The organism is Nocardioides sp. (assembly GCF_025965415.1).
GTDB lineage: Bacteria > Actinomycetota > Actinomycetes > Propionibacteriales > Nocardioidaceae > Nocardioides.
In genome coordinates this window covers 1-10,057 of record NZ_JAOPWY010000136.1, presented here as the reverse complement: position 1 = coordinate 10,057, position 10,057 = coordinate 1, and the positions used below count along the sequence as shown (strand labels likewise).

The 10,057-nt window shown below is 72.6% G+C and carries 12 protein-coding genes; 7 read left to right on the top strand and 5 right to left on the bottom strand.

The genetic code is table 11. The annotated features are described in order from the left end of the window. From JWN97_RS14190 to JWN97_RS14170, 5 genes are all read left to right on the top strand, one after another. Positions 1-231: acyl-CoA dehydrogenase C-terminal domain-containing protein (locus JWN97_RS14190; RefSeq protein WP_297623743.1), on the top strand; the 231-nt coding region annotated here is incomplete at its 5' end. 195 nt (positions 232-426) lie between these two features. Next, positions 427-1,308 carry an ABC transporter ATP-binding protein gene (locus JWN97_RS14185; RefSeq protein ID WP_297623740.1) on the top strand — a complete coding sequence of 294 codons (882 nt, stop codon included), beginning with the start codon at positions 427-429 and terminating at the stop codon, positions 1,306-1,308. Beyond that, positions 1,305-2,099, top strand: a complete 795-nt coding sequence (locus tag JWN97_RS14180) for an ABC transporter permease (protein WP_297623736.1) — start codon at positions 1,305-1,307, stop codon at positions 2,097-2,099. Before JWN97_RS14185 ends, JWN97_RS14180 begins: the two co-directional genes overlap by 4 nt. After that, positions 2,096-3,145, top strand: a complete 1,050-nt coding sequence (locus tag JWN97_RS14175; RefSeq protein ID WP_297623733.1) for a sensor histidine kinase — start codon at positions 2,096-2,098, stop codon at positions 3,143-3,145. Before JWN97_RS14180 ends, JWN97_RS14175 begins: the two co-directional genes overlap by 4 nt. Then, positions 3,145-3,750 (top strand): response regulator transcription factor, encoded by a 606-nt coding sequence (locus JWN97_RS14170; protein WP_363321293.1) that lies wholly within the window; start codon positions 3,145-3,147, stop codon positions 3,748-3,750. The genes JWN97_RS14175 and JWN97_RS14170 overlap by 1 nt, the downstream gene beginning before the upstream one ends. A gap of 28 nt (positions 3,751-3,778) precedes the next feature. Here JWN97_RS14170 and JWN97_RS14165 read toward each other — a convergent pair whose 3' ends face one another. After that, positions 3,779-3,991: a DUF6458 family protein gene (locus tag JWN97_RS14165; protein WP_297623728.1), complete on the bottom strand. Its 213-nt coding sequence runs from the start codon at positions 3,989-3,991 to the stop codon at positions 3,779-3,781. 352 nt (positions 3,992-4,343) lie between these two features. Here JWN97_RS14165 and JWN97_RS14160 point away from each other — a divergent pair, with 352 nt between their 5' ends. Further along, positions 4,344-5,159, top strand: coding sequence for a maleylpyruvate isomerase family mycothiol-dependent enzyme (locus tag JWN97_RS14160; protein ID WP_297623725.1), 816 nt, complete (start codon positions 4,344-4,346; stop codon positions 5,157-5,159). Then, entirely contained in the window at positions 5,156-6,085 is a 930-nt protein-coding gene (locus JWN97_RS14155; RefSeq protein WP_297623722.1) for an oxidoreductase, read from the top strand. The genes JWN97_RS14160 and JWN97_RS14155 overlap by 4 nt, the downstream gene beginning before the upstream one ends. Before the next feature lie 9 nt (positions 6,086-6,094). On the opposite strand, the gene JWN97_RS14150 is transcribed toward JWN97_RS14155, so the two are convergent. The 4 genes from JWN97_RS14150 to JWN97_RS14135 all read right to left on the bottom strand — a co-directional run. Next, positions 6,095-7,594, bottom strand: a complete 1,500-nt coding sequence (locus JWN97_RS14150; protein WP_297623719.1) for a hypothetical protein — start codon at positions 7,592-7,594, stop codon at positions 6,095-6,097. A 99-nt stretch (positions 7,595-7,693) separates the two neighbouring features. Continuing rightward, on the bottom strand, positions 7,694-7,939 hold the full coding sequence (locus tag JWN97_RS14145; RefSeq protein WP_297623716.1) for a hypothetical protein: 246 nt from the start codon (positions 7,937-7,939) through the stop codon (positions 7,694-7,696). 441 nt (positions 7,940-8,380) lie between these two features. After that, complete coding sequence (locus JWN97_RS14140) at positions 8,381-9,601, bottom strand: acyl-CoA desaturase (protein WP_297623712.1); 1,221 nt, start codon at positions 9,599-9,601, stop codon at positions 8,381-8,383. A gap of 27 nt (positions 9,602-9,628) precedes the next feature. Continuing rightward, positions 9,629-10,057: 2Fe-2S iron-sulfur cluster-binding protein (locus tag JWN97_RS14135; protein WP_297623709.1), on the bottom strand; the 429-nt coding region annotated here is incomplete at its 5' end.

The window sequence follows — 10,057 nt, the reverse complement described above, 5'->3', positions numbered from 1 at the left end:
CTGATGGTGCTCGGCGACGTCGTCTGCGCCTGGCTGCTGCTCCGCCAGGCCGACGTGGCCCTGGGCAAGCTCGCCGGCGAGGTGTCGGAGAAGGACCCGACGTTCTACGCCGGCAAGGTCGCGGCCGCGCAGTTCTTCGCCCAGACCAACCTGCCGAAGATCAGCGCCGAGCGTGCCATCGCCGAGGGGATCGACCTCGACCTGATGGACCTCGACGAGGCGTCCTTCTGATCGGAACGTGCCTCGCTGGTTGATGTGCGAGGTGCGCTAGCGACGAGCCTCGAAACCCACGAGACGTGTGGTTTCGAGGCTCGCTGCGCTCGCACCTCCTCCACCGAGGGAGTGCGCTCGCAGATGACAGGTGTCACGGCGAGGTCGTGACACCGGTGCCGGGCACCGCCCGCCCGCCGCCGACAGGCTGGGGACATGAGCACTCCAGCGATCCGCGCCACCGGCCTGCGCAAGCAGTTCCGCCAGGCCGACGGCACCCCGGTCCTCGCGGTCGACGACGTCGACCTCACCATCCACCGCGGCGAGATCGTCGCCTTCCTCGGCCCCAACGGCGCCGGCAAGACGACCACGGTCGACATGCTGCTGGGTCTGACCCGGCCCGACGCCGGCACCGTCGAGGTGTACGGCGTCGCGCCGGGCGCCGCGGTGCGCGCGGGCCGGGTCTCGGCGGTGATGCAGACCGGCGGGCTGCTCAACGACTTCACTGTCGAGGAGACCGTCCGGGCGATCGCCGCCCTGCACGGCCGGCCCGACCGGGTCGACGTCGTGCTTGAGCGGGCCCGGCTCACCGAGCTGGCCGGCCGGCGCGTCGAGGCGTGCTCCGGCGGCGAGCAGCAGCGGCTGAAGTTCGCGCTCGCGCTCGTGCCCGACCCCGACCTGGTGATCCTGGACGAGCCGACGACCGGCATGGACGTCGGCGCGCGGCAGGAGTTCTGGCAGACGATGCGCGACGACGCCGCCCACGGCCGCACGATCGTCTTCGCCACCCACTACCTCGCCGAGGCCGACGAGTTCGCCGCGCGGACCGTGCTGATGAACCACGGCCGGATCGTCCACGACGCCGCCACCACCGACGTACGCGCTGCCTACGGCGGGCGCACCCTCACCTTCCGGCCGCCGGCCGACGTGGTCGGCTCCGACGGGATCGACCCGGCCTGGCTGGCGAGCGTCCAGCACGCCCTGGCGCCGCTCGGCGTCACCGACCTCGAGGTCTCCGCCGCCAGCCTGGAGGCGGCCTTCCTCGCCCTGACCGCGGACACGCCGGTCGACACGATCCTCCAAGGAGCCACCCGATGACCGAGCAGCTCGTCCAGCCCGCACCCGACGTCGTACGCACGGCGCCGCGCCCGGACATGGTCACCTACGCCCGTCTCGACCTGCGCCGCCAGCTGCGCGACACGTTCGGCATGTTCTTCATCGTCGGCCTGCCGACCTTCATGTTCCTCGTCTTCGGCCTCGGCTCCGACGAGCAGGTCGGCAGCGGCAACGTCGGGATGTACATCATGATCTCGATGGCCGCCTACGGCGCCGTCACCGCCACGACCGGCGTCGCCGGCAGCGCCGCGACCGAGCAGGTGATGGGCTGGGGGCGCCAGCTCGGGCTGACCCCGATGCGGCCGTCCGCCTTCGTCGCCGCCAAGGCCGCCATCGCGATGCTGGTGGCCCTCATGCCCGTGACGCTGATCTTCGCGATCGGTGCGCTCACCGGCGCGCGCGGCAGCTGGAGCGACTGGGTCCTCGCCGCGCTCCTCGTGTGGTTCGGCTCGGCCCTCTTCGCGATCTACGGCCTGGCGATGTCGCTGGTCTTCCGCGGCCCCAACGCGACCGGAATCGCCTCCGGGATGATCGTGATCATGGCGTTCCTCGGCAACGTCTTCACACCGATGAGCGGCCTGCTGCTCGACATCGGCCGCCTCACCCCGCTCTACGGCTACGCCGCGCTCGCCCGGTTCCCCCTGACCGAGGGCTACCTGCCGGTCGGCGGCCGCGACGCGCTCTGGCTGCCAGTCGCTAACGTGCTCGCGTGGACCGTCATCTTCTCCCTGCTCGCGCTGTGGGGCGTACGCCGGAGCCGGGCGCGGACGTGACCGACGAGCAGCTGCCCGCCAACCCCTGGGAGAAGTGGGGCTGGGCGTTCGCGTCGATCTGGCTGGTCTTCCTCGTCTACCCGGTCCTCGCGGTCCTTGACGCGGACGTCCCGGCCGTGGTCAAGGCGCTGTGCCTGCTGTGCATCGTGGGCTTCGCGGTGGCCAACGTCCTCGGCTACGCCAGCCACGGCCGGCGACCCTGGCTGTTCCTCGGGCTGATGGTCGCGCTGGGCCTCGCCACGGCACCGGTCATCGGCATCGAGGCGATCTCCTACACGCCGTACCTCGCCATCCTCTCGGCGCTCGAGCTGCCGGCGCCGGCGTGGAAGTGGGCCGTGGCCTTCTGGGTGGCCCTGCCGCTGCTCTCGCTCCTCGGCGTCGACGGCTTCCCGCCCTACCTCTTCCTCATGTTCTGGCCGGTCATGCTGGGCGGGGTGATCCTCCGCGTCTTCGGCGAGCGCGAGCAGGTCGCCCACGAGGCCAAGAGCCAGTACGCCATGGTCGCCGAGCGCGAGCGGGTCGCCCGTGACGTCCACGACGTGCTCGGGCACTCGCTCACCGCCCTGTCGGTCAAGGCCGAGCTCGCCGCACGGCTCATCGACGTCGACCCGCAGCGCGCCAAGGCGGAGCTGGAGTCGATCCAGGACACCGCACGCCAGGCGCTCGCCGAGGTGCGCGCCACCGTCGGCGGCCTGCGCGCCGGCAACCTCGAGGCGGAGCTCGCCGCGGCCCCGCGGGTGCTTGCCGACATCGGCGTGAGCACCACCGTCACCGGCGAGGTCGCCGACACCGACCCGCGGCACCGGGCGCTGCTGGCCTGGGTGCTGCGTGAGTCGGTCACCAACGTCGTACGCCATGCGCGGGCGCGGTCCGTGGTCATCGAGCTCGGCCCGCACGGCATCGCCGTGACCGACGACGGCGCCGGCTGCGCGGGCGCCGAGGGCAACGGGCTGCGCGGCATGCGCGAGCGCGTGGCCGGGGCCGGCGGCACGCTCGACATCGTCCCCACCACGCCCGGCACCCGCATCCAGGTGGCCCTGCCGTGATCATCAGGCTGCTGCTCGCCGACGACCAGGCCCTCGTGCGCGGCGCCCTGGCGGCGCTGCTCGACCTCGAGCCGGACCTGGAGGTCGTGGCCCAGGTCGGTCGTGGCGACGAGGTGGTCGACGCGGCCCGGGCGTCGGGCGCCGAGGTGTGCCTGCTCGACATCGAGATGCCCGGCCTCAACGGCATCGACGCCGCAGCCGCGATCCGGCGCGAGCTGCCGGAGGTGCGCTCGCTGATCGTGACGACCTTCGGCCGCCCGGGCTACGTCCGGCGGGCGATCGAGGCGGGCGCCTCGGGCTTCGTCGTCAAGGACACCCCGTCGCGCCAGCTCGCCGACGCCGTACGCCGGGTGCACGCCGGGTTGCGGGTGATCGACCCTGACCTCGCGGCCGAGTCGCTGATCGACGGGCCGAGCCCACTGACGGCCCGCGAGCAGGAGCTGCTGACCCACGCCCTCGACGGAGCGCCCGTGGCCACCATCGCCGCACGGGTGCACCTCTCCGAGGGCACGGTCCGCAACCACCTGTCGGCCGCGATCGGCAAGACCGGGGCGACGACCCGCAGCGAGGCCGCGCGCATCGCGCAGGACCGCGGCTGGCTCTGATCAGTCGGTTCGCCGGCGACCGCCCCGCTCACATCTCGCGGCGCTCCTCCACGTGGGTGGTCTTCGAGCGCTGGTTGTTCATCACGAGGCTGAGCACGAGGGCCAGGACACCGGCGATGACGAGGATCCAGCCGACCGTGGTGGGGTCGACGACGTCCTGGAGGGACTGCGGGAACTCCTTGATGGCGAACAGAAGGATCAGGCCGATGACGAGCAGCACGATGCCGATTCCGATACCCATGACGACTCCCTTGTCGGTGTGCGACCGGTGCGGGCCCCGGTCGTCCCGCGCAGCGTAGGGCCGGCCGGACCGGAAACGACGCAGCCCCACCCCGAGGGTGGGGTTGCGCCGTCGCGCGCGGGTCAGCGGCGACCGAAACGCCACGAGGGCCGGCCCCCGTGGGATCCGGCCCTCGTAGGCGCGTCAGGCAGGCGTCACGTGACCTTGCCGACCTTGCGGCGTAGGCACTCGGGGCGATGCCGAGGACGCTGGCTGCCAGCGTCGTCGTGACGAGTGCGACGGCAGGCCGGCCCAAGAACCATTCGAATCGACCCCGCGGACCCCTCCGCCGGGGTGGGCCTACCCTCTCCCCATGACCGAAGCGGAGCGACTGAGCGCCCTCGTGGCCGTGTGGTGGCAGGCCGTCGACTCGTTCACGCACCTCCTCGAAGAGGTCGGCGCCGACCAGTGGGCCGCCGCGACCGACCTGCCCGGGTGGGACGTCCACTGCGTTGCTGCGCACACGGCCCACCTCGAGTCGCTGCTGGCCGGGCGCCCGCACGACGAGGTCGAGATCGGCGACGCGCCGCACGCCCGCGGCATGATGGGCCAGTTCACCGAGCAGGGCGTCGTGGCCCGACGCGTCGAGTCGCCCGACGCGTTGATCACCGAGATCCGCGAGTCGACCACCGCCCGGCACACCCAGCTCCTCGCCGACCCGCCGACCGACGCGTCGGCGCCCGCGCCGGGCCCCTTCGGTGCGATCGGCTGGAGCACCGGGCTGCTGCTGCGCAACCGGCCGCTCGACGTGTGGATGCACGAGCAGGACGTCCGCCGCGCGCTCGGCATGCCGGGCAACCTCGACTCCGCACCCGCGATCCACAGTGCCGACTACCTCATGGAGAGCCTGCCCTTCATCGTCGGCAAGCGGGTGCAGGCTCCGGCCGGCAGCGTCGTACGCCTCGAGGTCGCGGGGCACGCGCCCGTCGCCGCGGTCGTCGGCGAGGACGGCCGGGGACGCACCGCGACGCCCGACGACGGGGCGCCGACGGTGACCCTCGCCATGGACCGCGAGACCTTCGTCGTGCTGGCCGGAGGCCGACGTCCCGCCGATCCCGGCGCCGTGGAGGTCACCGGCGACGGCGAGCTGGGCGCACGGGTCCTCGCCGCCATGGGCGTCACGCCGTGAGCGAGGCCGCCTGGACGACCGACGACATGGGCGACCTGACCGGCCGCACCGCGGTCGTCACCGGCCCGACCGTCGGCGGCCTGGGCTTCCACACCGCGCTCGAGCTGGCACGTCACGGTGCCCGGGTCGTCCTGGCCGGACGTACGACGGCGAAGCTCGACGCGGCGGCCGAGGAGATCACCGCACAGGTTCCGCACGCCGCCCTCGACACCCTCGTCGTGGACCTCTCCGACCTCTCCTCGGTCCGCGCTGCCGGCGAGGCAGCCGGCGAGCTCGGTCCGATCCACCTGCTGGTCAACAACGCCGGCATCATGGCCAGTCCGTTCCGCCGCACGGTCGACGGGCTGGAGTCCCAGATGGCGACCAACCACTTCGGGCCCTTCCTCCTCACCGGCCTGCTCCTCGACCAGCTGGTCGCCTCCGGTGACGGGCGCGTGGTCACCCTGTCGTCGCAGATGCACCGGCTCGCCCGGTCCGCGCCGCTCGGCGACCCACGGGCACGGCGGCGCTACAGCCGCTGGATGGTCTACGGCCAGACCAAGCTCGCCAACCTGCTCTTCACCCTCGAGCTCGACCGACGGCTGCGGCGGGCGGGGCTGCCCGTGCTCGCGCTGGCCGCGCACCCCGGCCTCGCCGGCACGCACCTCGTGGTCAACGGGCAGATGCGTGGCATCGAGCAGCGCGGTGCGGCGATTCTGGACGCCGCGGTCAAGGCGGTGTCGCAGTCCGCGGCCGCCGGGGCGTGGCCGACGCTGATGGCCGCCACCGCCGACCTGCCGGGAGGGACGTACGTCGGACCCGGCGGCCCCGGTCAGGCCAGTGGACGCCCGCGCGTCGTCGGCACCGCTCCCCTGGCGCGCGACGAGATGGCGCAGCGCAGGCTGTGGGAGACCAGTGAGGAGACCGTCGGCCTCACCTGGCCCTGACCCCCCACGTCACTCGCGGTCGCGGACGCGGACCAGCCCGGCCAGGGTCCCGATCCATGCCGTTCCCGCGGGACCGAGGGTGACCTGCGAGCCGTCGCTGCCCGCGAGGAGCCCCGTGCCGGCGCGCACGCTCCACATGCTGCGCCCGGTCTCGGCATCGAGGGCGGTGAGGTACCACGCACTCACGCCGGCCAGCGAGGGCCGCTTGGTCCAGGCGTAGAGCAGCCCGTCGGGCCGGCTCGCGGTCACCCCCGAGCCCGGGGAGACCACGTCGCTGCTCCAGCGCTCGGCGCACGCCCCGTCGACCAGGTCGACGCGCGCGATGCCGTGGCTGCTGGTGAAGCCGAGGAGCGTGCTGCGCGGCGAGGAGTAGTCGTGGTTGTTGGTCACCACGACGCCGGTGCCGACAGCAGCCAGCGTGCTCTCGGTGGCGCCCTCGTCCTTGCCGAAGACGGGCTGGCGGCAGATCACCTGCCCGCTGTCTCGGGCGACGAGGAGCACGCCCATCCGCGAGTCCGCGCTGTCGGTGATCGCCACGACGCCGCCGTCGAGCAGGACCGGCGCCGAGCCGCTGGTGCCGTCGTACGCCGTGCGCCAGGCGGGTTGCGGAGTGCCGTCGGGGCCGGCCGCGAGGTGGTGGAGGGCGGTGTCGGTGACGACGTAGACCCCACCCGCCTCGTCGGCGGCCAGGCCTCGGCGGACCTCCTCGCCGAGGTCGACGACCCGGACCTCCCCGGAGTCGGGGGCGATGGTGCCGACGAGTCCCTGCCGCGAGGCCCACCAGATCCGGCCGGCCCAGTCCGGGGCCAGCGCGACGAGGCAGTCGCCGTAGGGGACGTAGGGCCTGAGGTCCCAGGTGGCGTCCGTCGCGAGCTCCGCGTCGCCCTCGGCCGATCCCGTGCGGACCGCCAGCACTCGGCGGTCGGTGGTCGCGACGACGGCCCGGTCGGCGTCGTCGAGGTAGACGACGTCACCCGTGCACGAGGCCGTCGCGTCCGGCAGGTCCTGGGTGGTCTCCGGCCGCATGGTGTCCGGGTCCACCAGCCGGAGGCTCGGCCCCGACCGGTCCGAGCACAGCGCGACGAGGCGGTCCGTGGAGGTGAGCTCCAGCCGGCCGCAGCGCTGCAGGCCGAACCACGAGGTCTCGACCTCGGGCTGGAGCCCCAGCGGTCCGGTGCGGACCTCCGGCGGAAGGGCTGCCAGGTGCGGGTTCTGCGCGACCGCGACGGCGTAGTGGCGCGCCATCGCCGGGCGGCCGACGTACGACGGCCCGACCCAGGCACCCGGGGCCGGCGGGATGGGCAGCCAGCCGTCGGGGACGGCCAGGACGACGGCGACCAGCACGACGAGCGAGCCGGTCACACCCCCGGCCACCCGGCGGCTGACACGGGCCCGGTCCTGGACCCACCACCGGAGGCGCGGCACGCAGAGGGCGGCAGCGGCGACGACCAGGACGAGCGGTCCCCAGGCGATCCAGAGGAGCACGAGCGCACCGACCAGCCAGACCACCGGGCGACCCTAGGCGAGGGGACGCCCGCGTCGGGGGAGGCGCATCGGCGGCGGCCACGTGGGCCGCGCCACTGTGTGGGTGGCGGCGCCCGGTCGGCGTCAGTCCAGGGCGGGGCGGGGCAGCGGAGCGGTGAGGGTCACGTCTGCGAAGACGCCGTGTCCCTCCCGGCCGCGCAGGAAGACGCGGGAGCGCCGGGGAACCGGCACGAGCGCCGCTGGCGCCTCGTTGACCGGCACGGCCCCGGGCTCGGGCCTGGGACGGGCGACGCGCGTCCCCGTGAACTGCTCGAGGTCCTTGAGTCGACCCGCGAGGTCGATGACCTGGGCGTGGCTCTCACTCTTCATCGGCGTGCTCCTCCCCAACCCCCCGTGGCAGATCCCCCACGGATCGCCTGAGGAGAAGACTAGGAGCACCCGGACGCGACCGACCGTCCCTGGCCGAAGCCTTCGGGAAGTCTGCGGGAGACGGTCCAGACCAGGGGCCCGTGTCCCGGCCAACGGTGGTCAGGCCTTGATGGTCGACCGGCCACACCGGGCGTGCGGACGTCCCTCAGGCCGACGGCCGACGCGCCCCGGCGCCGTCCTCCGCGGCTGCGCGCGGGCGCGGCAGCAGGGGACGAGGGTGCTCGGCACGCGGCTGGGTCGCCGGGTCGTCCACGGAGCCACAGCGGATCATCGTGCCGCTCCCGTCACGTGCGTGCTCATCCGTGTCCCCCGCGATCGACGTGTCTCCTGTCCTTCTCCAAGGAAGCGCGGGAGCGCGATCTGATACGTCCCGTCCCGGACTCAGGCGGCTGCCCGGGACTCGCTCTCGAGCTTGCGACCCAGCAGGCGACGCGTACGACGGTCGCCCGTGGCCATCTTGTAGAGGATGCCCAGCTGCTGCGGGGCGTTCTTGGCGTTGGTGGTCTTGAGCCAGCCGTTGGGCAGCGAGAGCCGGACGACCTTGTGCCACGCGGAGTAGACCTGCGGGACCAGCGGGCGCGCGCAGTAGGTGAGGTCGTACTTCTCGAAGAGCGCCTGGACCTTCGGCGCGATCTCGGCGTAGCGGTTGGACGGGAGGTCGGGGAACAGGTGGTGCTCGATCTGGTGCGACAGGTTGCCGCTCATCAGGTGCAGGGCCTTCGAGCCGGAGATGTTGGCCGAGCCGAGCATCTGGCGGAGGTACCAGTCGCCCTTGGTCTCGCCCTCGATCGAGCGCTTCTCGAAGGTCTCGACGCCCTCGGGGAAGTGACCGCACAGGATGATCGAGTTGGACCACAGGTTGCGCACGACGTTGGCGGTGAAGTTGGCGGCCAGCGTCGGGAGGAACGAGCCGGTGGGGATCGACAGCGCCGGGTGGACGACGTAGTCCTTGGTGGCCTGCTTGCGGATCTTGTTGAGCACCTGCTTGGCGCGGGCGCGGAAGGCCGGGTCCTTGGTCTGCTTCTTCTTGATGACGGCGCCGAGGTCGAGGTCGTAGGCGGCGATGCCGTACTCGAAGAAGACCGCGTTGATGAAGCACCAGATCGGCTGGCCGAGGTGGAACGGCGCCCAGGTCTGGTCCTCGTCGACGCGCATGATGCCGTAGCCGAGGTCGTTGTCCTTGCCGACGACGTTGGTGTAGGTGTGGTGGACCTCGTTGTGGCTGTGCTTCCACTGCTCGGCGGGCGACGCCATGTCCCACTCCCACGTGCTGGAGTGGATCTTCGGGTCGCGCATCCAGTCCCACTGGCCGTGCAGGATGTTGTGGCCGATCTCCATGTTGTCGAGGATCTTGGCGATGCTCAGGCCGGCGGTGCCGAGCACCCAGGCCGGCGGGAAGGCGCTGAAGAGCAGCACCGCGCGCGAGCCGAGCTCGATCTTGCGCTGGCGGTCGATGAGCTTGCGGATGTAGGCCGCGTCGCCGGCGCCGCGGGAGTCGAGCACGTCCTGGCGGATGGCGTCGAGCTCGATGCCGATCTGCTCGATGTCGGCCTCGGTGAGGTGCGCGATCGGGCTCTGGGCCTGCTTCTGGATCGTGGTCATGGTGACTCCTTCAGGGGGGAGATCGGGTCAGTGGTCGAGGTGGCAGGCGCCGGCGGCGGCGTTGATGCAGGTCTGGACCTTGATGGCGCCGTCGCCAGGGACGACAGCAGTGATCTGGCCGTTGCGGAGGTCGCGCACCGCGCCTGCCCTCATCGGCAGGACACAGCCCATGCAGATGCCCATGCGGCACCCGCTGGGCATCAGGACGCCGGCCTCCTCGGCCGCGTCTAGGATCGAGGTCGCTCCGTCGAGCTCGAGCAAGGTGCCGTCGGCGAAGGCCACCGTCCCACCGTCGCCCGGCTCGATGCGCTCCGTACGGAACTGCTCGGTCACCAGCTCGAGGCCGGCGCGCTCATGGTGGGCCGCGAGGGCGTCCAGCAGGCCGGCGGGACCGCACGCGAGGGTACGGCGCTCAGCGAGGTCGGGCACCAGGTCGTCGAGCCGGTCCACGTCGAG